We start from the raw sequence: 23994 nt of genomic DNA on the forward strand, positions 1-23994 counted from the left end.
CTGCAAATTGGGCCCCGCCTGTGCCGCTATGCCGGCATCCCGAACCAAACGGTTCAAGGTGGTCACGTTAGTTCAATTTCGGGTTCGTCGAACGAGCGACGCTCACTCCCATCAAACAAAATTCGCAACCGATGCGCATAAATGGTTCAAGGAATATATGGCAATCGCGAACACCGCAGGGTAGACCCAAGTTTACTCCTTTGATCGCGCATCGCAAAGACAAATCGTAGCGTGTCCGCTTAAAAAAGGTTTTCCTGGGGCGTCAGTGCGCTGTCCAGAACCGTGTGCATGGCCGAGATCTTTTGCTTCACTTCCAGTATCGTCAATTCCGACAGCGGACCTTGCGGCGATTTTACGGAGAGGAATTCCGCGGCCACGCCCAGGGCGGCCAGCACGGCGATGCGGTCGTTGCCCTTGACCTTGCCCGCGTCGCGGATGGCTTTCATTTTGCTATCGAGATAGATCGCCGCTTCGCGCAGCGCGCGCTCTTCGCCGTCGCGGCAGACCATGCTGTAGGACTGGCCCATGATATTGACATCGACACGCGGCATTACGCTTCCTTCTCGTTCTCGGCAATATAGGCACCCGCTTCCGAAGCGGCTTGCTCCAGGCCAGCTTGCACCAGTTCGGGAATTTTTTCCAGCAACGCTTCCACGCGCTCCTGCGCCTCGCGCATGCGTTGCACGTACAGGGCGTTGTCGGCGGCCAGCGCGGCATTGTCCTTGCGCAATTGCGCGTTTTCACGGCGCAGCGCATGGGTCATTTCGGCCAGCAGGCCTATTTTGTCGGATAATTCGTTGAATTCGGAAATCATCCCGCCACTATAGGGCGGACGCTCCATGGGCGTCAATCGAATCACGCCGCTGTCACACATATTTACATCAATGCAGGGCAGTTGGCGGACAATACACACTTTTTCCGGTGCTTTTCGCCATCTGCGCGCATCCGCCGGCGCCGCGATGGCAGCGTTTTACTCGTCGACGTAATCGGGTTCGATATCGAGACCACCATAGCGGTTTTCGCAAGAGCGGCGCACCAGCGTCTGTTGTCCGCCCTTGCCGTCAAGCACCATCGTCAGGTCGCGGCAAGTACGGTGGTAGCTGCCAGGTTTGGCGTCCGTCCCCGAGGGCGTCAGGCGCACTGCCAGCGGTGCCGCATTGCCCAAGCCTTTGTTGCTCCACTGGCGCGTCTTGCCATCCTCTTCATCTTTCAAGGTACGCACGGCGGCCGTCAGCAAGGATTTCTGTTCCTTCGCATTCAGCTTGGCGATGGTCACGTCGGACAGGAAAGGCGGATATACGACGGGCGCCGGGTCCTTGCCCTGCACATCCCAGCGTCCGCTGTTCTGCGAACAGGTGCGGCGGCTCAGGTCCTGCGACTTGCCTGCCGCCGTGACGACGAATTTCAGGTCGCGGCAGATGTGCGCCTTCAGGCTGTGTTCCGTCATGCCGGAGTTGCTGAAGTTATACGTGACTTTCACCAGCACGCCATTGTCGGCGCCGTTGTCCCATACATGGGCTTCCTGGTCGTCGTCATCCTTGTTGAGGTCATTGAACAGGTCGTTGAGCAGCATTTCCTTTTCCAGCGGCGTCAGGGTCGCCACGGTGATCTCGTCGAGAATGGTCGGCGTTTGCGCGGCGGCATTGCCCAGGCAGGCGAGGCCGACGAGGGCGGCGCCCAGCAGGCGCAGAACGGGACGGGAATGAGTCAATGGCATGGCGTGCTTTCTGGCGCGAAGAGGGATATTGATATGCAATTGCAATCATCTTATCAAATTCCATAGCAAAACTCTGTTTCCTGTGCGTAAAGGAACGCCCCTCCCCTGGCGGCCATGCTAGAGTCGCGCCTGTTGCTGACGCCCGGGAACAAGGCTTGCGTTTGCGCAAACCCTGCGTAAATGCAGGCTGCACAGAACGTCTATGCATATCTTCCCGGAGAATAAGCCCTTGAATAAGCCCCCTACCGTCCCTATAATTAGCACTCGTTAGTAGAGAGTGCTAACAAACTCTTTCGTAGCAATCCTCAGGACTGATGGTGCTTGCCAGACCACTGCAGGGAACGCTACGCGGCGGGCGACGCCGCGATGCACCACTGCCGGAGACAGGCAAGGACAGGATGACATGGGGTTTGCTTGACCGTTGCGGGCTGCTTTCAACGGCGGTCACTGAAAGCACGCCTGGCGCTGTGCCAGGCATGTATTCATTTAGCAACACCTATCCATTGAACTTTAAGGAGTTTTGTATGAATCTGCGCCCATTGAACGATCGCGTCATCGTCAAACGCCTCGACCAGGAAACCAAGACTGCGTCCGGCCTCATCATTCCTGATGCAGCTGCTGAAAAACCGGATCAAGGCGAAGTCCTTGCCGTAGGCAATGGCAAGATTCTCGACGACGGCAAAGTCCGTCCTCTGGATGTCAAAGTGGGCGACCGCGTCCTGTTCGGCAAGTACGCCGGCCAAACCGTCAAAGTTGACGGCGATGAGCTGCTGGTCATGCGCGAAGAAGACATCATGGCGATCGTCGTCAAGTAATTGTTTCCACGTTGTAGACAGATACATCCCGAAACTCAGGAGAATTGAACATGGCAGCTAAAGAAGTAGTATTCGGCGACGCAGCGCGCGCCAAGATGGTCGAAGGCGTCAACATCCTCGCCAACGCAGTCAAAGTAACGCTGGGCCCGAAAGGCCGCAACGTGGTCCTGGAGCGCTCGTTCGGCGCCCCTACCGTCACCAAGGATGGTGTTTCGGTAGCGAAAGAAGTTGAACTCAAAGACAAGCTCATGAACATGGGCGCGCAAATGGTCAAGGAAGTTGCTTCCCGCACCAGCGACAACGCCGGCGACGGCACCACCACCGCAACCGTGCTGGCACAAGCCATCGTGCGCGAAGGCATGAAGTTCGTTGCCGCCGGCATGAACCCGATGGACCTGAAGCGCGGTATCGACAAAGCTGTTGCAGCGACCGTCGAAGAACTGGCGAAAATCGCCCGTCCTTGCACCACGACCAAGGAAATCGCCCAGGTTGGCGCGATCTCGGCCAACTCGGACTACTCGATCGGCGAGCGTATCGCTGAAGCGATGGAAAAAGTCGGCAAAGAAGGCGTCATCACCGTAGAAGACGGCAAGTCGCTGAACGACGAGCTGGACATCGTTGAAGGCATGCAGTTCGACCGCGGCTACCTGTCGCCATACTTCATCAACAACCCAGAGAAGCAAGTTGCCGTCCTGGACAGCCCATTCGTCTTGCTGTGCGACAAGAAAATCTCGAACATCCGTGACCTGCTGCCGGTACTGGAACAAGTCGCCAAAGCTGGCCGTCCACTGCTGATCATCGCAGAAGACATCGAAGGCGAAGCGCTGGCTACCCTGGTTGTGAACAACATCCGCGGCATCCTGAAAACCTGCGCAGTGAAAGCACCTGGCTTCGGCGACCGCCGCAAAGCCATGCTGGAAGACATCGCTGTCCTGACCGGCGGCCAGGTCATCGCTGAAGAAGTCGGCCTGACCCTGGAAAAAGTGACCCTGGCCGAACTGGGCCAGGCAAAACGCATCGAAGTGGGCAAGGAAAACACCATCGTTATCGATGGCGCCGGCGAAGCTGCCTCTCGATCGAAGCACGCGTGAAACAAGTGCGCGTACAGATCGAAGAAGCGACCTCGGACTACGACCGTGAAAAACTGCAAGAGCGCGTGGCCAAACTGGCTGGCGGCGTTGCCGTGATCAAGGTTGGCGCAGCCACCGAAGTCGAAATGAAAGAGAAAAAAGCCCGCGTTGAAGATGCACTGCACGCAACGCGCGCTGCCGTGGAAGAAGGCATCGTGCCAGGCGGCGGCGTAGCCCTGCTGCGCGCACGCGCCAACATCACGGTCAAGGGCGACAATCCTGATCAAGACGCTGGTATCAAGATCGTCCTGCGCGCAATGGAAGAGCCACTGCGCATGATCGTGCAAAACGCCGGCGAAGAAGCTTCGGTCGTCGTGGCAGCCGTACTGGCTGGCTCGGGCAACTACGGCTACAACGCTGCCAACGGCACGTATGGCGACATGGTTGAAATGGGCGTCCTGGACCCAGCTAAAGTGACCCGTTCGGCGCTGCAAAACGCCGCTTCGATCGCTTCGCTGATGCTGACGACCGACTGCATGGTCTGCGAAATCGCTGACGACAAGGCAGGCGGCGGCATGGGCGGCGGCATGGGTGGTATGGGCGGCATGGGCGGCATGGACGGCATGATGTAATGTCCGGCGGCCGGTCGCGCAGGCGACGGCGCAACCGGCCGCATACGCCGGGACAGGGCTGGCAGACCAAAAGCTGCCAGCGCCTCCCCGGCGGCCCCGAGAGCCATCTTCTACGGAAGGTGGCTTTTTTTCGTCTTGCTTTTTAGAAATTTCAACGATTGCCCATGCGCACGTTTTGCTTTAGCATGGCCGCCATCGTCCCTCTTTTTCACGCCACCACCATGCAGCCACGCGCCTCTTCTTCCAAAACCACCATCATCGCCGGCATCCTGGCCGGCTTGCTGGCCGCCGGGCTCGGCGCTTTCTACCTGCACCAGCAGGCCGCCCCGCACGGCACCAATGCCCCGGCCGCCAGCAGCCCGGCGCAGGAGCAGAGCGCGCGCGCCGTCGATGCGCTGATGGCCTTGCCGGAAATCAAGGCCTGGTCGGCGCATATCGAAAAGGCGTCCGGCGGCCGCGCCCACGGCGCCGTGATGGAAACGTCGCCCGATGCGCGCCTCATCGATGGCAAGCCCTACCATGACCTGAACTTCGTGGAAAACACGCCGGATGCGGCGCACCGCTGGGAAAGTTTCGTCGTCTCCCAGGATGGCAAGCGCATCCTCGTCGACGACGTCGTCAGCGGTGAGCTGATCAGCCTGGAGCAATGGCGCAAGGACAATGCGCCCATGCAGCGCATCGCCACCCAATAACTACCTACGCGCGGCCCCCTGCCGCGCCGCGCACGCGCGCCACCCACCACACGGTCCACAGCGACAAGCCCGCCGCCAGCCAGCCATTGATGCCATAGCCGCTGATGTGGCCGGCCGCATCCGTCTGCAGGGTCAGGCCGCCCAGCCAGGCGCCCAGGCCGCTGCCAAAACTTTGCAGGGCTGAATTGGCGCTGAGAAACGCGCCCCGCTTGTGCGGTTCCGGTATCGTCGTCAGCAGCGCCTGCAGCGGTACCATGCGGCCCGAGACGAGGGCCATAAAGAAGGGAAACGCCAGCATCAGCGCCAGCAGCGGCAGCTGGGGCAAGTGCGTCATGAACAGCAGCGGCGCGATCGACAGCAAGGACACCCAGCGGTACACCTGCTGCTTGCCGGCCCGGTCCGCCCAGCGGCCGATCAGGCGCGCCGTGAAGATCGTGGCGCAGCCGCCCGCCAGGTAGACCCAGGTGACGTCGGCCGGCGCCAGCCCCATATTGCCCACCAGCACGGGCGAAATGAAGGGAATGACCAGCATGCCGGCCGTCATATTGACAATGGACAAGGAAAACGCTTGCAGGTGGCGCCGGTCCCGGAACAGCGCCAGCAGGTTCGGCAGCACCTGGCGCAGCGGCGTGGGAGCGGCGCCCATGTGCGCCGTCAGCGATGGCAGCACGCGCGCCGCGCCCAGCCAGACCAGCAGCGACAGCGCGACCAGCAGGAAAAACGGCGAAGCCCAGCCAAAGTGCGCGGCCAGCACCACGCCGATGGGCACGCCGCCCACGGCCGCCATGGCAAACGAGGTCATGACGACGCCCGTGGCCGCGCCGCGCCGCTCGGAAGGGATCACGTCGCCGATGATGGCCATGACGATGGCGCCCAGCACGCCGCCCGTCAGCCCGGCAAACGCGCGCGACCACAGCAGCACATGGAAGTTCGGCGCCAGCGCGCAAGCGAGGTTCGACACGGTGAACAGGCAAAACATCGTCAACAGCAGCTTCTTGCGGTCGAAGCGGTCGATATACGTGGCCGCCAGCAAGCCGGACAGTCCCGCGCACCAGGCGTAGGCCGAGACGGCGCCCGAGACGGCAGCCGGGCCGATGTGGAAGGCCTGCATCAGCTGGGGCGCCAGCGGCATCATCACCATGAAATCCATGATGACGGTAAATTGCGTCAGCGCAAGTAGCCACAGCATCGCGCGCTCGCGCGCCGGCGTCAGAGCCGCGCCAGCGGAGATATCAGGGGAAGGGCTCGGTACAGGTTTCATGCGGCAGATCTTAAGGATGGCGGCGCTGGACGGCAAGGTTTACTTTCTGGCATCAAAGCCCGATACTCGCCCACATGCCCGCCATCACCATCCGCCCCCTCGCGCCAGACGACGCGCCCGCCTACCGCGCGCTGCGCCTGGCCGGCATCGCCGAACTGCCCGCCGCCTTCTGCACGACGTACGCGGCGGAAAGCGGCTTGCCGCTGGCACAGATCGCCCAGCGCTTGCGCGCCTCTTCCCACCAAATAATATTTGGCGCCTTCCACGAGGAACAATTGATCGCCATGGCCGGCCTGCGCCGCGAAGCGATCGCCGTCGTGCATGACAAGGCCAGCCTGTGGGGCGTGTACGTGGCGCCGCAGGCACGCGGGCATGGCGCGGGACGGCAGCTGGTGCAGGCCGCCATCGCCCATGCCTGCGCCATTCCCGAACTGGGCCGCGTGCGCCTGGCCGTGGCGCAGGACAACCACGCGGCATTGACCCTGTACCTGGGCTGCGGATTTACCCTGGCGGACAGCCCCGCAGCGGATGGCATGCTGCAAATGCAGCTGTTGCTGCCCCGCCCCGCCCCGCTCGTGCCAGTGCCAGTGCAAGCGCAAGCGCAAGTGCCGAAAGTAATGTCTTTATGAAAATCAATACCTTACAAATCCCTGCGAAATAGCGGACAGGCCGTTTTTTCTGTTGCAAGCAAACGCGGCAGGCCTTAGCATCGCGGCTTACAAAAAAAACTTGGGGGAGAGCCAATGTCATCGGCCGAGACACAAACCGCCACGGGCAAAATGCCGCGGCAAATACCGTACATCATCGCCAACGAAGGCTGCGAACGCTTCAGCTTTTATGGCATGCGCAACATCCTGACGCCATTCCTCATCAGCACCCTGCTGCTGATGATCCCGATCGACCAGCGCACGGGCGAAGCCAAGCACGTGTTCCACACCTTCGTCATCGGCGTGTATTTCTTCCCGCTGCTGGGCGGCTGGCTGGCCGACCGCTTCTTCGGCAAGTACAACACCATCTTCTGGCTCAGCCTTGTGTATTGCGCGGGCCATGCCTGCCTGGCCCTGTTTGAAAACAGCGTCAACGGCTTCTATTTCGGCCTGTTCCTGATCGCCTTCGGCTCCGGCGGCATCAAGCCCCTGGTCGCCTCGTTCGTCGGCGACCAGTTCGACCAGACCAACAAGCACAAGGCCAAGCTGGTCTTCGACCTGTTCTACTGGATCATCAACTTCGGCTCCTTCTTCGCCTCGCTGCTGATGCCGATGTTCCTGCGCGACTACGGTCCGTCGATCGCCTTCGGCATTCCCGGCCTGATGATGCTGGCCGCCACCATCGTCTTCTGGATGGGCGCGAAAAAATACGTGCACGTGCCGCCCGCGCCGCCGAATCCCGATTCGTTCACCCGCGTGGCCCGCACGGCCCTGCTGGCCCGCGTCGACGGCGGTTCGCGTCCCGGCCTGTACGTGGCCTACGTGGGCGTGATCGGCGCCCTGTACGCGTTCTACAGCATTCCCGAATGGGGCTTCGTGATTTCCGCGTGTACGGCGCTGGTCCTGCTGCTGGCCTTCGGCAGCATCGGCACGGCCATGCAGCTGGAACGCGCGCGCGGCATCCACCCGGACGAAGCCGTCGAAGGCGTGCGCGCCGTGCTGCGCATCCTCGTCATCTTCGCCCTCGTTACGCCCTTCTTCTCGCTGTTCGACCAGAAGGCATCGACCTGGATCGTGCAGGCGAACACCATGGAAAAACCAAGCTGGTTCCTGCCGGCGCAGATGCAGGCGCTGAACCCGATGCTGGTGATGCTCTTGATCCCGTTCAACAACCTGGTGCTGTACCCGATGCTGAACCGCTTCGGCCTGGAAGCGACGGCCCTGCGCCGCATGACGGCCGGCATCGGCTTTTCTTCGCTGGCGTGGATCGTCATCGGCTTGCTGCAGCTGGCCCTCGACAGCGGCAATGCCGTCTCCATCATGTGGCAGATCCTGCCGTACGCCCTGCTGACGTTCGGCGAAGTGCTGGTCTCGGCCACCGGCCTGGAGTTTGCCTACAGCCAGGCGCCCGTCTCGATGAAGGGCGCCATCATGAGCTTCTGGAATCTGTCGACCACGGTGGGCAACCTGTGGGTGCTGATCGTCAACCGCAGCGTCATGAACGAAGGCGTGATCGGCAAGATCGCCGAAAGCGGCATCAGCGTGACGGCCTTCCAGATGTTCTTCTTCGCCGCCTTTGCCGCGGTGGCCATGCTGGCCTTCGGCCTGTATGCGAAGCGCTACAAGATGGTCGACAACTACCGCCAGGCGGTCATCCCGGCGAAAGCGTGATGACGGTTTGATGTAACGCAATGCAGAAGGGCGCCCTCGGGCGCCCTTTTTTTACGTCGTCACGCTCGGCGCGTCGCGCCCCGTGCGCGCGCGTATCTGCGCCACTTTTTCCGCCACGGCGAGCAGCCCCGCCAGCGCTTGCTGGGTCGGGATGCTGTGCTGCGCGGGATCGGCCTCGTAGCGCTCCAGGTACAGGCGCAGGGTGGCGCCCTCGGTGCCCGTGCCGGACAGGCGCAGCACGATGCGCGCACCGTCCGTCATGATGATGCGGATGCCCTGCTGCGTCGCCACGGAACCGTCGACGGGATCCGTGTAGCTGAAATCGTCGGCCAGCGCCACCGTGTAGCCATCGAACGCCTGGCCCGGCAAGGCGCCCAGCCGGCCGCGCACGGCTTCCATCAGCTGCTGCGCGGCGTCGCTGTCGATGTCTTCGTAGTCGTGGCGCGAGTAGTAGTTGCGGCCATACGTGGCCCAGTGCGCGCGCACGATCTCTTCCACCGATTGTTTTTTCTCCGCCAGCAGGTTGAGCCAGAACAAGACGGCCCATACGCCATCCTTTTCGCGCACGTGGTTCGAGCCCGTGCCGTAACTCTCTTCGCCGCACAGGGTGGCCATGCCGGCGTCGAGCAGGGTGCCGAAAAACTTCCAGCCCGTCGGCGTCTCGTGGCAGGGGATGCCCAGCGCGCCAGCGACCCGGTCGGCCGCGCCCGACGTCGGCATGGAGCGGGCGATGCCCTTCAAGCCGGCGCGGTAGCCGGGCGCCACGGCGGCGTTGGCGGCCAGGATGGCCAGGCTGTCCGAGGGCGTGACGTCGAAGCGCCGACCGACGATCATGTTGCGGTCGCCGTCGCCGTCCGAGGCGGCGCCAAAGTCGGGGCCATCGTCGGATGCCATGATGGCGATCAATTCCCGCGCGTTGACGGGATTCGGGTCCGGATGGCCGCCGCCGAAGTCTTCCAGGGGCACGCCGTTGATGACGCTGCCCTTAGGCGCGCCCAGCATGCCTTCCAGGATGGCCGTCGCATACGGGCCGGAAACGGCGTGCATGCCGTCAAAGCAGATGCGCAGGCCGCCCGCGAACAGGGCGCGGATGGCGTCGAAGTCGAACAGCTGCTGCATCAGTTCAGCGTAGTCAAGCACCGGGTCGATCACCTCGACCGTCATCTGCTCGATGCGCACGGTGCCCAAGGCGTCGAGGTCGATGTCGGCCGCGTCGCTGATGCGGTATTCGCGGATCGTTTGCGTGCGCGCAAACATGGCTTCCGTGACCTTCTCGGGCGCCGGCCCGCCATTCGCGATGTTGTACTTGATGCCGAAGTCGCCATCGGGGCCGCCCGGGTTATGGCTCGCCGACAGGATGATGCCGCCGCTGGCGCCATGCTTGCGGATCACGCAGCTGACGGCCGGCGTCGACAAAATGCCGCCCTGCCCCAGCAGCACGCGCGCGTAGCCGTGCGCGGCCGCCATGCGCAGCACCGTCTGGATGGCCGCGCGGTTGTAGTAACGCCCGTCGCCGCCCAGCACCAGGGTCTGGCCGCGGCAGTCGCCCAGCGTGTCGAACACGCTTTGCACGAAGTTTTCCAGGTATTGCGGGGCGCTGAAGACCGCCACCTTCTTGCGCAATCCCGAAGTGCCGGGCCGCTGGCCGGCCATCGGCGCCGTATTGATAACTTGAATAGCCATGTTGTCTCCCTATTAACTTCCCATGCTAACCGATGCGGGCCGCGGGGCAAAGCGTTGTACGCCTGCCACGGTGCGGCAAGCCGCTTAACGCCGCATCCCGGCATACCGTATAATGAGAATCATTCTCATATGCGGCATTCCTGGCTGCGGACTCAGACATCGGACGCCGTGGTTGCACGCTATTACCAAGAACTGTTGAACTTTTGCTGGCGCAACTTGCGCAACCGCGAGGCTGCTGCCGACCTGGTGCAGGAAAGCTATGCGCGCGTGCTGGACGAAACGGCCGTGCGCGAACCGCGCGCGCTGCTGTACCACACGGCGCGCAATCTGCTGATCGACCAGCACCGCCGCGCCGCCTTGCGCCAGCACGAGGCACTCGACGCCCTGCCGGAGGCCGCGCATCCGCCGCACCGCGCCATTTGCAGCCGGAACAGGCGCTGGAAAGCAGCCAGGACTGGCAAGCCTGCGTGGCCGCCATCGACGCCCTGCCGCCCCGCTGCCGCGACGCCTTCGTGCTGCACATCTTCGAGGAATTGCCGCACGCGCAGATCGCCGCGCGCATGGGCATTTCCGTGAGCATGGTGGAAAAACATATCGCGCGCGGCATGCTCAGTTGCCGGGCGCAGTTGCATTCTTTGCGGGAAGCCACATAATGGCGCCCATGACCGCCCACCCGCCCCGCCATGATTTCGGCCCCTCCGCCCAGGAGCAGGCGGACTTGCGCGAGTACGCCGACTTTGCCGCCACGCAGGACCCGCTGGCGCTGGCGGCCGCCACCTGGTTCAGCCGGCGCGGCAACCTTGATGCGCAACAACAGGCCGAGTTTGCCGCCTGGCTGGCGGCCGATGCGCGTCACGCGCAAGCGTATGCGCAGCTAAAAGATACGCACCGCGCGGCGCGCCGGATTCCCGCCCACGTCGCCGCGCGCTGGCAAGTGCCCCAAGGCCCGCCGGCTTCCGCTCCCCGCCGGCACTGGCTGCGCGCCTTGCCGTATGCGGCCGCCGCCATGCTGCTGCTCGGCGTGGGCGCGGGCGGCTACCAGTGGTGGCAGCAGCAAGCCGTGTTCAGCCAGTCGTACGCCACCGCGCGGGGCCAGCGCCTGGCCGTCGCCCTGCCCGACGGCAGCAAGCTGCAGCTCGACACGGCCACGCAGCTGCACGTCACCGTGTACCGCCAGCGGCGCGAAGTGCGCCTGGCGCACGGCGAAGCGCTGTTCCAGGTGCAATCGAAGCAAGGGCAGCCGTTCAACGTGCTCAGCGGCCCCTTGACGGTGACGGTGGTGGGCACGCAGTTTGCCGTGCGCAACACCCTGGCCCAGGACGGCCAGCTGCGCGTGGCCGTGCAGCATGGCCATGTGCGCGTGGCGGGCGCCCGGCAAGAGCAAGTCGACCTGACGGCCGGCCAGGGCGTGACGGCCGATGCCGGCGGCCGCCTGTCCGCCGTCGCCAGCCTGGCGCCCGGCAGCGTGGCGGCATGGCGCGACGGCAGGATCACCTTCGACAACGTGCCGCTGGGCGCGGCGCTGGCCGAATTCGAGCGCTATGGCGACACGGGCCTGGCCGTGCGCGATCCCGCCGTGGCGCGGCTGCGCATCGGCGGCAGCTTCAGCCTGGCCCAGCTGGACCGCTTCGCCGCCGCCCTGCCCCAGCTGCTGCCCGTGCAGCTCGTGCGCAGCGGCACTGCCAGCGAGATCCGCATGGCGGCAAAAATGCCTGCGCAGGCACCGGCCATGCACATCCAAAAAAATAAATGAAAATAATTCGCATTCGCAGGTGAGGATTTTTCCCGCTGCCGCGTCTACCAGGTTAATCGAAAATAAATTAACCTGGAGAAATGCAACATGTGGTCCCCCCGCTTCAATCTGCAACCCGCCCCCTTCGCCCTGGCCGCCATGCTGGCCCTGGGCACGCTCAGCGCCGCACAGGCGCAAACCTTGTCGCCCGTCAAACTGTCCATCGCCGCCCAGCCGCTGGGGCAAGCCCTGAATGAACTGGCGCGGCAAGCCAATCTGCAACTGCTGTTTTCACCCGACTTGGTGGCCGGCAAGACGGCGCCCGCTCTCAGCGGCACCCTCAGCGTGCGCGATGGCCTGGAGCGCCTGCTGGCTGGCAGCGGCTTGCAGGCGTCCATCGACGGCAGCGCCGTCATCATCAAGGCGTTGCCCAAGGCCACGGGCGAGACGGCGACCCTGTCGGAAATCACGGTGATGGCCAATGGCGAGCGCACGGCCACCAGCGAAGGCACGGGCGCCTACACGACGCGCGCCGTGACACTGGCGGGCGCCGAGCGCTCGCTGCGCGAGACGCCGCAATCCGTGTCCGTCGTCACGCGCCAGCAGATGGACGACAAGAACCTGTTCACCCTGGACCAGGTGCTGGAGCAAAGCACGGGCCTGACGCGCATGAACCGCAGCTTCGGCTCGCATGAATTCCTGTCGCGCGGCAACGCCCTGTCTTACCTGATCGATGGCATGCCCGGCATTTCCGACAATGCCACGGGCTGGCTGATTCCCGACATGGCCGTGTACGACCGCGTGGAAATCCTGCGCGGTTCGGCCGGCCTGATCGTCGGCGCCGGCACGCCGGGCGGCGTCGCCAACCTGGTGCGCAAGCGCCCGCGCGCCGAAGCGCACGCGGATCTGACGGCCACCGTGGGCAGCTGGCAGCAGCGCCGCGTGGAGCTCGACGCGGGCGCGCCGCTGAACGCGGCCGGCACCGTGCGCGGCCGCGCGCTGGTGGCCTATGAAGAGCGCGATTACTTCTATGACGCGGCGCACAGCCGCATGCCATTGTTCTACGGCATCGTCGAGGCCGACCTCGACGCCGCCACCACCGTGCGCGCCGGCGCGCGCCGCCAGCACACGGTGACGGACGGTTACTGGCTGTTCGGCCTGCCCCGCTACAGCGACGGCGCCACCTTGCCGCTCCGCCGCTCGACCTCGCTGGCGCAGGACTGGAACCGCCACGACGCCACCATCGGCGAGCTGTTCGCCGACCTCGAACACCGCTTTGGCGCCGGCTGGAAGGCCAAAGTTGCCATCAACCGCACGTATGGAGCCTTCGACCAGCAGGCGGCCATCGTGCGCGGCAGCGTCGACCCCGCCACGCAGCAGGGAGCGCGCCTGTACACGGTCAACTACCGCAAGCAGGATATCGTCACCACGGGCCTGGACGCCAACGTGGGCGGCACTTTCCAGGCCTGGGGCGGCAGGCATGAAGTGCTGCTGGGCATGAACGCCTCGCGCGCCCTCACCGACGATCACGCGGCCTCGACCTCGCCCGGCCTGCCCTTCGACGTCTTTCATCCGAACAATACGCTGCTCGCGCAGCCCGCGCATCCGGCCTGGGACTCGCTGCCGCACCTGAACGAGCAGCATTACGGCGCCTACGCCAGCACGCGCTGGGAGGACTGCGCCCGGACCTGCATCTGCTGCTGGGCGGCCGCCTGAGCTGGTTCGACAAGCAGACCACGGGCAAGCTGGCCACCGATCCCGTCAGCCGCTACAAGGAAAGCCGCGAATTCACGCCCTACGCGGGCCTGGTGCACGACCTGGGCAAGCAATGGTCCGTGTACGGCAGCTACGCCAGCATCTTCCAGCCGCAGAGCCTGTACTACACGCTGGGCGGACAACCGTTGAAACCCGTCGTCGGCGACACCTATGAGGCGGGCGTGAAGGGCGAGCTGTACGACGGGCGCCTGAACGTGGCGCTGGCCGCCTTTCGCATCAACAAGCGCGACACGGCCGTGTACGACGAGGCCAGCAATGAAGATTGCCTGAAGTGGGACATGACGGGCAGCTGCTACCGCAATGGCCGCCCCATCCGCAGCACGGGCATCGATGCGGACGCCAGCGGCGAAGTGCTGCCGGGCTGGCAGCTGTCGTCCGGCTATACCTACAACATCGCGCGCGGCGAAGGCGACGAGACGCCACCCACCGTCACGCCCAAGCACATGCTGCGCGTGTCGACCAGCTACCGCCTGCCCGGCGCGTGGAACCACTGGACGGTGGGCGGCGGCGTCTCGGCGCAAAGCGGCTATGTCTATCGGGCCGATGACAATCCTGACGTGAGTTTCCGCAACGGCGGACGCGCGGTGTGGGATGCGCGCGCTTCGTACGTGTTCAACCGCAACTGGAGCGCCAATCTCAGCATCGCCAATGTGACGGACAAGGCCTATTGGGCCGCCACGGGCGAATTGCGCCGCGGCAATTACTTCGGCGAACCGCGCAACATCATCCTGACCGTGCGCTACACGCCGGCTTTGTAATCCAGGCAGGTTTCCGGCGCTACACTTTTCCACTCTCGATAAAGATATCCGATGCGACATTTCCGTTTTCAAGTTACCCCCCTCGCCCTGGCCGCCATGCTGGCCCTGGGCAACATCCCCCTGGCACAGGCGCAAACCTTGTCCCCCGTCAAACTGGCCATCGCCGCCCAGCCGCTGGGGCAAGCCCTGAATGAACTGGCGCGGCAAGCCAATCTGCAACTGCTGTTTTCACCCGACCTGGTGGCCGGCAAGACGGCACCCGCCGTCAGCGGCACCCTCAGCGTGGCCGACAGCCTGGAGCGCCTGCTGGCCGGCAGCGGCCTGATGGCTGCCATCGACGGCAACAGCGTCATCATCCGCCCGGCGCCCGCCGCCACGGGCAAGGTGGCGACTCTGGCGGAAATCACCGTCAGCGCGCGCCAGGAAGCGACGCCAGACAGCGAGCTGACCAAGTCGTATGCGGCGCAGGCGGTGAGCATCGGCAAGGGCCGGCAAAGCCTGCGCGAGATTCCCCAGTCCGTCTCTGTGCTGACGCGCCAGCAGCTGAACGACCAGAATTTGCTGAACCTGGACGACGCCATGCGCGGCGTGACGGGCGTCACCGTCGAAGCGAGCAGCACGGGCGGCAACCACGGCAATTTTTACTACTCGCGCGGCCATGCGCTGGACTCGGTACAGGTCGATGGCGTGATGACGCCGGCCAGCACGGGCAACGATCTGTCGGCCGGCTTCGGCCTGGCCATCTATGACCGCGTGGAAGTGCTGCGCGGACCGGACGGCCTGTTCCAGGGCGCGGGCGACCCGGGCGGCAGCATCAACCTGGTGCGCAAGCGGGCGCGCGACACCTTCGCCGCCAGCGGCGTGCTCAGCGCGGGTTCCTGGGACCGCTACTATGCGGAAGCGGACGTCACGGGTCCCTTGAGCGCGGACGGCAAGGTGCGCGGCCGCCTGGTGGCCGCGTATGAACACCGGCGCTCCTTCGTCGACCACGTGTATGCGGAAAAACCGCTGCTGTACGGCACCGTCGCCATCGACCTGGCGCCGGGCACCGTGCTGACGGGTGGCGTCACCTGGCAGGAATACAAGGGCCGTCCCGCCTTCGGCCTGCCCGCCTATGAAGACGGGCGCCTGCTGGACGTACCCCGCTCGACCTACCTGGACCCGGCCTGGAACCACATCACGGAAAAGGTCACGGAATATTTTGCCGAACTCGATCACAAGCTGGACAACGGCGGCCAGTTCAAGGTGACCGCCCTGTACCGCGAACAGGACGAGCCATCGCGCAACTTCGGCTGGCCCGATTGTTCGGCCGACCCCGTCACGGGCGACAGCTGCCTGATCAGCTGGACCTACCGCAGCCACTGGAAGACGCAGGGACTCGATGCCTGGCTGGCGACGCCGTTCCAGGCGTTCGGCCGCAGCCACGACCTGATCGTGGGCGCCGACTACCGCCAGGTGCACAAGAATTTCCGCTACGGCGGCGGCAACACTGCGCCCATCAATATCTTCCACCCGGATAACAATATCGCCCAGCCCAGCTACACTTTTACTGACGGCAACGACAACCGCACCAAACAGTTCGGCCTGTACGCGCGCACCCGCCTGCAAGCGACGGACCGGCTGGCCGTCAACCTGGGCGGACGCCTGACGCACCGGAACAACCATACCGTCAACCGCAATACGTATTTCAACCAGTTCACCGACGTCAGCAACACCATCAAGGCCAAGTTCACGCCGTACGCGGGCCTGGTCTATGAGCTCGACAAGCAGGTCTCGGCCTACGGCAGCTACACGCGCATCTTCTCGCCCCAGACCACCACGGACGCAGCCGGCCAAACCCTGAAGCCGCGCACGGGCCAGCAATTCGAACTGGGCTTGAAGGCGGAACTGTTCGACAAGAACGTCAATGCGCATGCGGCCCTGTTCCGCATGGAAGACGAGAACCGCGACATGCCCGATCCGGCCAACCCGCTGTTTTCCATCGGCGCCGGCAAGATGCGCAGCCAGGGCCTGGAAGCCGAGCTGAGCGGCAGCCCCCTGCCGGGCTGGAACATCACAAGCGGCTATTCCTACACCAGCACGCGCACCCTCGAAGGCAGCGATGACCAGAAAGCGCAACTGTATTCCTTCATCGCGCCTCGCCACAACTTCAACCTGTGGTCCAATTACCGGCTCGCCGGCGCGCTCGACAAGATCAGCGTGGGCGGCGGCTTGCGCAGCGTCAGCAGCATGTACCGCCTGAACGGGCCCGTGAAATTCGAGCAGGGCCCCGTCACCACGGTAGGCTTGCAGGCGGGCTACCGCCTCAGTCCCAAGCTGGAGCTGTCGCTGACGGTGAATAACTTGTTCGACAAGAAATACTACACGCGCGTGTGGGCCGCCTATGGTTCCAACTTCTATGGCGAACCGCGCAACGCCATGCTGACCCTGCGCGGCCAGCTGTAAAAACTCCCGCGCCCCCGCGTCCGCACGGCCGCCGCCAGCAATGGGGCGGTCGTTCTCGTTTACAACATCGCACTCTTGCATGTCTCGCAACCCCACACTATAATAAGAATAGTTCTCATTCACATTTGAATTCCATCCGGAGTCCGCCTCCCGCATTTCCCGCCCGCCATCGACTGGCCAGGACGGCATGACTGGTGCGCAGCTGGATGACACGCTGCGCCAGCCAGGCATCGCCGCCAAGCAAGCTTCCCCCTATCAATCAGGAAAAAAAGGAAGTTCCATGGCACGAATACGTTCGCCGGCCGGCGTAGCGCCGCCACTTCCCGGCACCGATGCGCCGCTGCGACCACCACGTTGCTCCTAACAAAACAAGGGATACACCATGCACATCACTTCCATCGCGCGCCCCGGCGCCCTCGCCACCGCCCTGCTGGGCGCGGCCCTCGCCTGCGGCAGCGCCAGCGCAGCCCCACCAGATCTGGCTGCAGCAGGACGGCAAGGCGGCCAGCGTGTACTTCGGCGAATTCGGCGACAACCTGCGCGAAGCATCGCCCGGCCTGCTGGACAAGTTCAGCATCAAGAACGTGACGTGGGTATCGGCCAAGGGCGCGCAGCCGCTGCAGGCAAGCAAGACGGCCGGCGCGTTCCTCCTGAATGGCAAGGTGGCCGCCGGCGAAAGCATCATCGTCGAGGAAGACAACTACCCGTCGTGGGAAGAGAAGAAGGATGGCAAGAGCACGCGCACCGTGTGGATTCCCGCCGCGCGCCTGGTCGCCGACGCCAAGGCGCAAGCACAAGCGCTGACCCTGGACCTGGTGCCGACCGGCACGCCGGGCCAGTTCCAGGTCAGCTACCAGGGCAAGCCGCTGGCGCAGGCCAAGGTCAGCGCCGTGGTGCAATCGGGCTGGGGCAAGGAAGCGTGGAGCGATGCGCAAGGCCTGGTCAGCTTCCCGCTGCCATGGAAAGGCACGTATGTGCTGGAAGTGCAGCATACGGACAAGACGCCCGGCCAGCGCGGCGCGCAAGCGTATGACAAGGCCATGTTCGTGACCACCCTGAGCCTGCTGCAGCCGCAAGGCGTGACGCCGCTGCCGGCCGGCCCGGCCCTGCCACCGAGCAAGGACCACGACTGACCATGCAAGCGCCAGCCATCCTTAAAATGCCGCGCCTGCGGCTCTCCGCCGGCGCCGTCTAACCGCCTCGGCGTGGCCTCGCGCAGCGTGGCGGCCATCGGCGGCGGCTACGTGCTGGCCGCGCTGGTCACCATGCTGCTGTCGGTGAGCCTGCCCATGGCCCGTTCCGAAGCCGTCATGACGGCCACCCTGCTGTCGTTTGCCATCTACACCTGCGCCGTGATGTGGGTCTTCGCCACGCGCAGCGCCCTGCGCGCCTGGCTCGGGCTCGCAATCCCCGCCGCCGTCATCGCCGCCATCCTGCAATTGATGGACGCACTCTCCTGGAGTCTCGCATGAAAGAAGGTTTCCGCCAGTCGATGGCATGGCTGCATACCTGGTCCGGCCTGCTCGTCTGCTGGATCTTGCTGCTGGTGTTTTGCGCCGGCACGGCCAGCTACTACCGCAATGAAATCACCTTGTGGATGCAGCCCGAACTGCACGGCGCCGCCGCCAGCGACGTGACGACGGAAGTAGCGGCCACCGTCGCGCAACAAGCGATGCAGGAGCGGGCCACGGGGGCGCCACGCGCGCGCTGGTTCATCAGCCTGCCCGGCGAGCGCAATCCCGCCACGCAGCTGGGCTGGAGCAAACCCTCGAAGCCAGGCGAAAAGAAACGCGGACGGCGCGGCAATTTCCATAGCGAGCAAGCCGACCCGGCCACGGGCGAGGTGCTGTCCAAGCCGCGCGAAACGCGGGGCGGCGAATTCCTCTACCGCCTGCATTTCGACCTGCACTACATGTCGGCCATCTGGGGCCGCTGGATCGTGGGTTTCTGCGCCATGTTCATGTTCGTCTCCATCATCAGCGGCATCGTCACGCACAAGCGCATCTTCAAGGATTTGTTTACCTTCCGGCCGAAAAAAGGCCAGCGCTCGTGGCTCGACGCGCACAACGTGACGGCCGTGCTGGCCCTGCCTTACCACATCATGATCACCTACACGGGCCTGGTCACCTTGATGTTCCTGTACATGCCGTCCGGCGCCACGGCCGCCTACAAGGGCGACAAGGACGCCTTCTTCGCCGAAGCCTTCCCGGGCCGTTCGGGCGACAGCAAGCCGGCCGGGGTGGCCGCGCCGCTGACGCCGTTCGCGCCCCTGGTGCGCCAGGCGGAGCAGCACTGGGGCGGCAAGGTCGAACGCATCTCCGTCAACCACCCGGGCGATACCAACGCCACCATCACGCTGTCGCGCGCGTCCGGACGCGACATGTCGTCGAAGCAGCCGTCGATGGAATTCGATGGCGTTTCCGGCAAGCTGCTGGCTACCGACGGCGACGCGCTGCCCGGCGCGGCCGCCACGCACGGCGTGATGTATGGCCTGCACATCGCGCATTTCGGCGGCCCGCTGCTGCGCGCCCTGTTCTTCCTCTCCGGCCTGGCCGGCTGCGCCATGGTCGCCACCGGCGCCCTGCTGTGGGCCGTCAAGACGCGCCAGAAGCAGGCCAAGGCGCTGGCCGCCGGCAAGCGCGCCAGCTTCGGCCTGCGCCTGGTGGAAGCGCTCAACATCGGCGCCATTGCGGGCATCCCGATCGCCTTCGGCGCCTACTTCTGGGCCAACCGCCTGCTGTCGGTGACGATGGAAGAGCGGGCGAAAGAAGAAATCGCCTGCTTCTTCGGCGCCTGGGCCCTGGCCGCCATCATCGCCCAGCTGCGCCCCTCGCGCGCCATGTGGCGCATGCAGCTGGCCGCCGGCGCCTTCCTGCTGGCGTCCCTGCCCGTGCTGAACATGTTCACCAGCGATGTACACCTGGGCGTGACCCTGTTCCTGGGGCGCGGCCCCGTGGCGGTGGCCGCTTTCGACCTGGTGGTGCTGGTGCTGGGCCTGGGCCTCGCGTATGCGGCGTTCAAATTGAAACCGCTGCCCGTGAAGGCGGCCAAGGCGGCACCCGTAAAACCGGCGCCAACGATGGAGGCCGCGTGATGGAATTACTAGCCAATTTCCTCGTCTTCGCCCTGTGCTATGCGGGCCTGTCCGCACTGTGCCTGGCGATGGACCGCCACTACGCCGATCTGCACGGACGCGGCGCCGAACCGCCCGCCCCGCTGCGCCGCCGCCTGCAGTGGACCGGCTGGCTGGCGCTGGCGGCGGCCCTAGCCTGGGCCATGCACATCGCCGGCGGCGGCTACGGCCTCGTCTACTGGGTCGGCAGCCTGACGGGCTGCGGCTTGCTGCTGATCTGGCTGCTGCCCTACGCCCCCCACCAGGCCATGCGCCTGGCGCGCATGATCGGCGTGGCGGCCGTGCTGGCCGCCGTCGCGCTGGCCATTCTGTGAACTACGCCGGGGCGCCGCACCTGAGCAGCGCCTCGACGCCTTCAGGCCCCATGGCGCGGCCGAGAAAATAGCCAAACGCCTCGTCGCAGCCCATCTCGGCCAGCAGCTCCAGCTGCTCGCCGCTTTCCACGCCGCCGGCGATGGTGCGCAATCCCAGCGTGCGCGCCATGGCCACGATGGCGCGCACCATGGCGCCGTCGCCGCCCGGCTTGCCCACGTCGTCGACGAAGCACTTTTCAATCTTCACGGCATCCGTGGGGAAGCGTTTCAGGTAATTGAGCGACGCATCGCCCGTGCCGAAATCGCTGATGGCAATCGCCATGCCCAGCTGGCGGAACTGGCGCAGTATCAGTTCGCAGTTCTGGTTGCGGTCGATCAGGATGCCGGCGGCGATTTCCAGTTCGATGCAGTGCCCCGGCACGCCGGCCGCTTCCAGTGCGGCGGCAAAATTGCGCGCGATATCGCGCTGGTAGAACTGGCGCGCCGACAGGCTGACGGACACCGTCAGCATCTGCCCCTGCGCGATCCAGCTGCGCGCCTGTTGCACCGCCGTGGCCATCACCCACGCCCCCACCGGCAGAATCAAGGCGCTTTCCTCCAGCACCGGTAGAAAGTCGAGCGGCATCATCAGGCCCAGTTCCGGGTGCTTCCAGCGCAGCAGCGCCTTCACGCCCGTGATCCTGCGCGTCTTCAGGTCCATGCGCGGCTGGTAGTACAGCGCGAATTCGTTGCGTTCGAGTGCATGGCGCAGGGCCGTCTCGAGGATGGTGCGCGAGTATGTTTGCGTCTGCATGCGCGCGGCGTAGCGCAGACAGGTGCCCGGCGCGTGGCGCTTGGCCGCATACATGGCCAGGTCGGCCTTTTCGATCAGCGCATTGACGTCGTCGTCGTCGTCCGGGTACAGGGCCACGCCCACGCTGGCCGCCACCGACAGGCTGTATTCGCCGATGACGAAGGGGGCGGCGATGGCGCCGACGATCTTTTCGGCCACCCGCTCGGCGTCGTGCGCCGTGCGCAATTCCGTCAGCAGGATGATGAATTCATCGCCGCCCTGGCGCGCCACCGTGTCGACCTTGCGCACGCACTGCTGCACCCGGCGCGCGAACTCCGTCAGCACCTGGTCGCCCACGTCGTGCCCCAGGCTGTCGTTGATGGATTTGAAGCGGTCGATGTCGACGAACAGCACGGCCAGCAAAGCCTGGTGGCGGCGCGCATAGGCGATGCCGTGCTCGAAGCGGATCTGGAAATGCAGGCGGTTCGGCAAGCCCGTCAAGCCGTCGTGGTGGGCGATGAATTCCAGCTGCTGCTCGGCGCGCCGGCGGGCCGACACATCGTGCAGCAGCAGCACCGCGCCGCCCTGCGCCAGCGGCGCGCAGCTGTACTGCACGTCGATGCGCTTGCCGTCGAGAGGACGCAGCAGCACGGCGCCGCGCGCCACCTCCAGCACTTCCTGGCGCGCCACGCAGTCGCGCACCTGGCGCGCCGCGTCGATAGGCGTACCGTCGTGGAACAGCGGCAGCAGCCCGGTCACGGGCTGGCCCAGGCCATCGTCGCCCAGCAGCCCGCCCATGGCGCTGGCGCGGGGATTCAGGTACTGCACCATGCCATCGTGGTCGGTGCCGATGACGGCGGCCGGCAGCGCATGCAGCAGCGCCAGCGCCTCTGCCATGCGCTGCGCCTGGGCCGCCTGCAGCACCGCGCCGGTCGCATGGCGCATGCGCCACATGCGCGCCGTCTGCCACTGGCAAGCCAGCAGCACGCTCAGCATCACGGCCAGGGTCAGGCACAGCGCCAGCAGCAGCGCCGTCATGCGTCACCCGGCAGGCGGAAAGTACGGGACATGGTTTTCCTTTGCAACGCGCGCCATGCGGCCGGGCGCAGATCCATGCGGAAAGGAAATAGTATAAGAATTTCGGCAAGAATTTTGCCTGATGAAGCGCCGCTTGACTGGCATCAAGCGGCGCTGGGCACGCCCGCCTCAGGCCAGCGACAGCCTGCGGGCCTGCGCGGCGCCAGCCGGTACGGCCACGCCGGGCGTCCCGTGCAGCTGGAAGATGCTGACGGCGTCGGCCAGGCTGGCCGCCTGCTGCTGCAGCGCATCCGCGGCGGCGGCGGCCTGCTCCACCAGCGCCGCGTTCTGCTGCGTCACGCCATCCATCTGGCTGATGGCGATGCTGATCTGTTCGATGCCGTCGCGCTGCTCCACACTGGCCACGGCAATTTCGCCAATGATGGCGTTGACGCGCTGCACGCTGCTGACCACGTCATCCATCGTGCGCCCCGCCTGGCTGGCCAGCACGCTGCCCTCTTCCACCGTGCGCACGGATTCGCCGATCAGCTGCTTGATTTCCATGGCCGCCGCGGCCGAGCGGTGCGCCAGGCTGCGCACCTCGGTGGCGACGACGGCGAAACCGCGCCCCTGCTCGCCCGCGCGCGCCGCTTCCACGGCCGCATTCAGGGCCAGGATATTCGTCTGGAAGGCGATGCCGTCGATGACGGCGATGATGTCGACGATGCGTTTGGAGGAGGCATTGATATGGCTCATGGTCTGCACCACCTGCGCCACGGCCGCGCCGCCGCGCTGCGCCACGTCGGATGCGCCGCCGGCCAGCTGGCGCGCCTGGTCGGCGTTGTCGTTATTCTGCCGCACGGTGGACGTCAGCTCGATCATCGAGGCGGCCGTCTGTTCCAGCGAGCTGGCTTGCTCTTCCGTGCGCGAGGACAGGTCCATATTGCCGCTGGCGATCTCGCCCGACGCCGTGGCGATGGCATCCGTGCCGGCGCGCACCCGTCCCACGATGGCCGCCAGGTTGCCGCTCATGGCTTTCAGGGCCCGCAGCAGGTCGCCGATTTCATCGCGGCTGCCGTCGGCCACCACGGCGCGCAAGTCGCCCGCCGCCACTTGCTGGGCGATGCCGACGGCCGCGCCCAGCGGCACGGTGATGCTGCGGATCAGCCACCACACGGTGACGCTGCCGACAACGAGCGTCACCAGCACCGTGGCCAGCATGGCGATGCTGGCGCTGCGGTGCGCGGCGTTATCCTGCTCCTTCATCTGCGCCATCAGGCCGTGCGACTGCTTGCCGATGGCGGCGACGATGGCGTCGATCTGGCGCGTCGGTTCGCGGTCCATGCCCTTGACCAGGGCATCGACCGTGTGGGCGCTGTCGGCGCGCGCGCCATCATACTTTTGCAGCGCCGCCAGGTAGCTCACGCCCAGCGCGTCGTGCGCCTGCAACGCATGCTCCACGGGCGCCGTGTCGAGTTTCAACGCCCCCATCATGGCCTGCAGGTTTTTCAATTCCTTGCGCGTCTGCGCGCCGCTGGCGACGAACGCTTCGCGGTAGCGCTGGAAGGCGGCCGCATCGCCGCCGCGCAGCAGGATGTTTTTCCATTCCTGCACCTGGATCTTGAATTCCACCTGCGCGCTGCGCGCCGCGTCGACGGCTTCCGTCAGGGCGACGGAGCGCTGCATGGCGTCCGCGCTGCGCGCGCTGGCCGCGTCGAGCGCGCTCCAGCCGCGCGCGCCAACGAACACCAGCGCAAGAAAGAAGAAGGTGCCCAGCAGACCCAGGCGGATGGAAATTTTCAGGTTCGCGAGTTGCATGTGTTTCTCCCGGCGGCAAGAACAGGATGGCAACAAAGGCG

20 protein-coding genes, 1 other RNA gene and 2 pseudogenes are annotated in these 23994 nt (G+C 65.2%); 15 read left to right on the top strand and 8 right to left on the bottom strand.

The window, feature by feature from the left end; all coding sequences use genetic code 11:
- Positions 1-7: 7 nt before the first annotated feature.
- The 4 genes from ssrS to ACQVLG_RS01700 form a co-directional block, all read right to left on the bottom strand.
- Positions 8-185: non-coding RNA, 6S RNA (gene ssrS, locus ACQVLG_RS01685), on the bottom strand.
- A gap of 54 nt (positions 186-239) precedes the next feature.
- Positions 240-551: a cell division protein ZapA gene (locus ACQVLG_RS01690; RefSeq protein ID WP_034747344.1), complete on the bottom strand. Its 312-nt coding sequence runs from the start codon at positions 549-551 to the stop codon at positions 240-242.
- The gene (locus ACQVLG_RS01695) at positions 551-814 is read right to left on the bottom strand and encodes a hypothetical protein (protein WP_035821615.1); all 264 of its coding nucleotides are present in this window, start codon (positions 812-814) and stop codon (positions 551-553) included. The genes ACQVLG_RS01690 and ACQVLG_RS01695 overlap by 1 nt, the downstream gene beginning before the upstream one ends.
- A 156-nt stretch (positions 815-970) precedes the next feature.
- Positions 971-1717 carry a hypothetical protein gene (locus ACQVLG_RS01700; RefSeq protein WP_474292543.1) on the bottom strand — a complete coding sequence of 249 codons (747 nt, stop codon included), beginning with the start codon at positions 1715-1717 and terminating at the stop codon, positions 971-973.
- A gap of 524 nt (positions 1718-2241) precedes the next feature.
- On the opposite strand from ACQVLG_RS01700, the gene groES reads away from it, so the two are divergent.
- The 3 genes and pseudogenes from groES to ACQVLG_RS01715 all read left to right on the top strand — a co-directional run bounded on the left by groES (position 2242) and on the right by ACQVLG_RS01715 (position 4926).
- Positions 2242-2532 (top strand): co-chaperone GroES, encoded by a 291-nt coding sequence (gene groES, locus ACQVLG_RS01705; RefSeq protein ID WP_010400979.1) that lies wholly within the window; start codon positions 2242-2244, stop codon positions 2530-2532.
- Positions 2533-2582: 50 nt separating this feature from the next.
- Positions 2583-4234 (top strand): annotated as a pseudogene (groL, locus tag ACQVLG_RS01710) (chaperonin GroEL).
- Between the two features lie 221 nt (positions 4235-4455).
- Positions 4456-4926: a hypothetical protein gene (locus tag ACQVLG_RS01715; RefSeq protein ID WP_474292544.1), complete on the top strand. Its 471-nt coding sequence runs from the start codon at positions 4456-4458 to the stop codon at positions 4924-4926.
- 4 nt (positions 4927-4930) lie between these two features.
- Here the strand turns inward: ACQVLG_RS01715 and ACQVLG_RS01720 are convergent, their stop codons facing one another.
- The gene (locus ACQVLG_RS01720; protein ID WP_474292545.1) at positions 4931-6187 is read right to left on the bottom strand and encodes an MFS transporter; all 1257 of its coding nucleotides are present in this window, start codon (positions 6185-6187) and stop codon (positions 4931-4933) included.
- Positions 6188-6261: 74 nt separating this feature from the next.
- On the opposite strand from ACQVLG_RS01720, the gene ACQVLG_RS01725 reads away from it, so the two are divergent.
- Together ACQVLG_RS01725 and ACQVLG_RS01730 are read left to right on the top strand one after the other, a co-directional pair.
- The gene (locus tag ACQVLG_RS01725) at positions 6262-6816 is read left to right on the top strand and encodes an N-acetyltransferase family protein (protein WP_474292546.1); all 555 of its coding nucleotides are present in this window, start codon (positions 6262-6264) and stop codon (positions 6814-6816) included.
- Positions 6817-6966: 150 nt separating this feature from the next.
- On the top strand, positions 6967-8505 hold the full coding sequence (locus ACQVLG_RS01730) for a POT-type proton-dependent oligopeptide transporter (protein ID WP_230539798.1): 1539 nt from the start codon (positions 6967-6969) through the stop codon (positions 8503-8505).
- 51 nt (positions 8506-8556) lie between these two features.
- Here ACQVLG_RS01730 and ACQVLG_RS01735 read toward each other — a convergent pair whose 3' ends face one another.
- Positions 8557-10188 (bottom strand): alpha-D-glucose phosphate-specific phosphoglucomutase, encoded by a 1632-nt coding sequence (locus tag ACQVLG_RS01735; protein ID WP_474292547.1) that lies wholly within the window; start codon positions 10186-10188, stop codon positions 8557-8559.
- A gap of 129 nt (positions 10189-10317) precedes the next feature.
- On the opposite strand from ACQVLG_RS01735, the pseudogene ACQVLG_RS01740 reads away from it, so the two are divergent.
- From ACQVLG_RS01740 to ACQVLG_RS01785, 10 genes and pseudogenes are all read left to right on the top strand, one after another.
- A pseudogene (locus tag ACQVLG_RS01740) lies at positions 10318-10485 on the top strand (hypothetical protein); the annotation flags it as partial.
- Positions 10486-10607: 122 nt separating this feature from the next.
- Positions 10608-10841: an RNA polymerase sigma factor gene (locus ACQVLG_RS01745; protein WP_474292548.1), complete on the top strand. Its 234-nt coding sequence runs from the start codon at positions 10608-10610 to the stop codon at positions 10839-10841.
- Positions 10841-11941, top strand: coding sequence for a FecR family protein (locus ACQVLG_RS01750; RefSeq protein WP_474292549.1), 1101 nt, complete (start codon positions 10841-10843; stop codon positions 11939-11941). The genes ACQVLG_RS01745 and ACQVLG_RS01750 overlap by 1 nt, the downstream gene beginning before the upstream one ends.
- 87 nt (positions 11942-12028) lie before the next feature.
- The gene (locus tag ACQVLG_RS01755; protein WP_474292550.1) at positions 12029-13636 is read left to right on the top strand and encodes a TonB-dependent siderophore receptor; all 1608 of its coding nucleotides are present in this window, start codon (positions 12029-12031) and stop codon (positions 13634-13636) included.
- On the top strand, positions 13633-14454 hold the full coding sequence (locus ACQVLG_RS01760) for a TonB-dependent siderophore receptor (protein ID WP_474295495.1): 822 nt from the start codon (positions 13633-13635) through the stop codon (positions 14452-14454). Before ACQVLG_RS01755 ends, ACQVLG_RS01760 begins: the two co-directional genes overlap by 4 nt.
- 51 nt (positions 14455-14505) lie before the next feature.
- Entirely contained in the window at positions 14506-16899 is a 2394-nt protein-coding gene (locus ACQVLG_RS01765; RefSeq protein ID WP_474292552.1) for a TonB-dependent siderophore receptor, read from the top strand.
- 509 nt (positions 16900-17408) lie between these two features.
- Positions 17409-18032 (top strand): DUF4198 domain-containing protein, encoded by a 624-nt coding sequence (locus tag ACQVLG_RS01770; protein ID WP_474292553.1) that lies wholly within the window; start codon positions 17409-17411, stop codon positions 18030-18032.
- Between the two features lie 72 nt (positions 18033-18104).
- The gene (locus ACQVLG_RS01775; RefSeq protein WP_474292555.1) at positions 18105-18371 is read left to right on the top strand and encodes a DUF3649 domain-containing protein; all 267 of its coding nucleotides are present in this window, start codon (positions 18105-18107) and stop codon (positions 18369-18371) included.
- Positions 18368-19993: a PepSY-associated TM helix domain-containing protein gene (locus ACQVLG_RS01780; protein ID WP_474292557.1), complete on the top strand. Its 1626-nt coding sequence runs from the start codon at positions 18368-18370 to the stop codon at positions 19991-19993. The genes ACQVLG_RS01775 and ACQVLG_RS01780 overlap by 4 nt, the downstream gene beginning before the upstream one ends.
- Positions 19993-20346, top strand: a complete 354-nt coding sequence (locus tag ACQVLG_RS01785; protein WP_230539983.1) for a DUF3325 domain-containing protein — start codon at positions 19993-19995, stop codon at positions 20344-20346. The genes ACQVLG_RS01780 and ACQVLG_RS01785 overlap by 1 nt, the downstream gene beginning before the upstream one ends.
- A 1-nt stretch (position 20347) precedes the next feature.
- Here ACQVLG_RS01785 and ACQVLG_RS01790 read toward each other — a convergent pair whose 3' ends face one another.
- Together ACQVLG_RS01790 and ACQVLG_RS01795 are read right to left on the bottom strand one after the other, a co-directional pair.
- Entirely contained in the window at positions 20348-22156 is a 1809-nt protein-coding gene (locus ACQVLG_RS01790) for a putative bifunctional diguanylate cyclase/phosphodiesterase (protein WP_474292558.1), read from the bottom strand.
- A gap of 168 nt (positions 22157-22324) precedes the next feature.
- Entirely contained in the window at positions 22325-23953 is a 1629-nt protein-coding gene (locus tag ACQVLG_RS01795; protein WP_474292559.1) for a methyl-accepting chemotaxis protein, read from the bottom strand.
- Positions 23954-23994: the final 41 nt, after the last annotated feature.

This window comes from Janthinobacterium sp. TPC_1, from assembly GCF_056037845.1.

Coding starts and splice junctions, on each gene's coding strand:
- ACQVLG_RS01735 (WP_474292547.1), bottom strand. CDS start 10,188: ATGGCTATTCAAGTTATCAATACGGCGCCGATGGCCGGCCAGCGGCCC.
- ACQVLG_RS01750 (WP_474292549.1), top strand. CDS start 10,841: ATGGCGCCCATGACCGCCCACCCGCCCCGCCATGATTTCGGCCCCTCC.
- groES (WP_010400979.1), top strand. CDS start 2,242: ATGAATCTGCGCCCATTGAACGATCGCGTCATCGTCAAACGCCTCGAC.
- ACQVLG_RS01765 (WP_474292552.1), top strand. CDS start 14,506: ATGCGACATTTCCGTTTTCAAGTTACCCCCCTCGCCCTGGCCGCCATG.
- ACQVLG_RS01790 (WP_474292558.1), bottom strand. CDS start 22,156: ATGACGGCGCTGCTGCTGGCGCTGTGCCTGACCCTGGCCGTGATGCTG.
- ACQVLG_RS01780 (WP_474292557.1), top strand. CDS start 18,368: ATGAAAGAAGGTTTCCGCCAGTCGATGGCATGGCTGCATACCTGGTCC.
- ACQVLG_RS01715 (WP_474292544.1), top strand. CDS start 4,456: ATGCAGCCACGCGCCTCTTCTTCCAAAACCACCATCATCGCCGGCATC.
- ACQVLG_RS01785 (WP_230539983.1), top strand. CDS start 19,993: ATGGAATTACTAGCCAATTTCCTCGTCTTCGCCCTGTGCTATGCGGGC.
- ACQVLG_RS01690 (WP_034747344.1), bottom strand. CDS start 551: ATGCCGCGTGTCGATGTCAATATCATGGGCCAGTCCTACAGCATGGTC.
- ACQVLG_RS01695 (WP_035821615.1), bottom strand. CDS start 814: ATGATTTCCGAATTCAACGAATTATCCGACAAAATAGGCCTGCTGGCC.
- ACQVLG_RS01730 (WP_230539798.1), top strand. CDS start 6,967: ATGCCGCGGCAAATACCGTACATCATCGCCAACGAAGGCTGCGAACGC.
- ACQVLG_RS01725 (WP_474292546.1), top strand. CDS start 6,262: ATGCCCGCCATCACCATCCGCCCCCTCGCGCCAGACGACGCGCCCGCC.
- ACQVLG_RS01700 (WP_474292543.1), bottom strand. CDS start 1,717: ATGCCATTGACTCATTCCCGTCCCGTTCTGCGCCTGCTGGGCGCCGCC.
- ACQVLG_RS01795 (WP_474292559.1), bottom strand. CDS start 23,953: ATGCAACTCGCGAACCTGAAAATTTCCATCCGCCTGGGTCTGCTGGGC.
- ACQVLG_RS01755 (WP_474292550.1), top strand. CDS start 12,029: ATGTGGTCCCCCCGCTTCAATCTGCAACCCGCCCCCTTCGCCCTGGCC.
- ACQVLG_RS01720 (WP_474292545.1), bottom strand. CDS start 6,187: ATGAAACCTGTACCGAGCCCTTCCCCTGATATCTCCGCTGGCGCGGCT.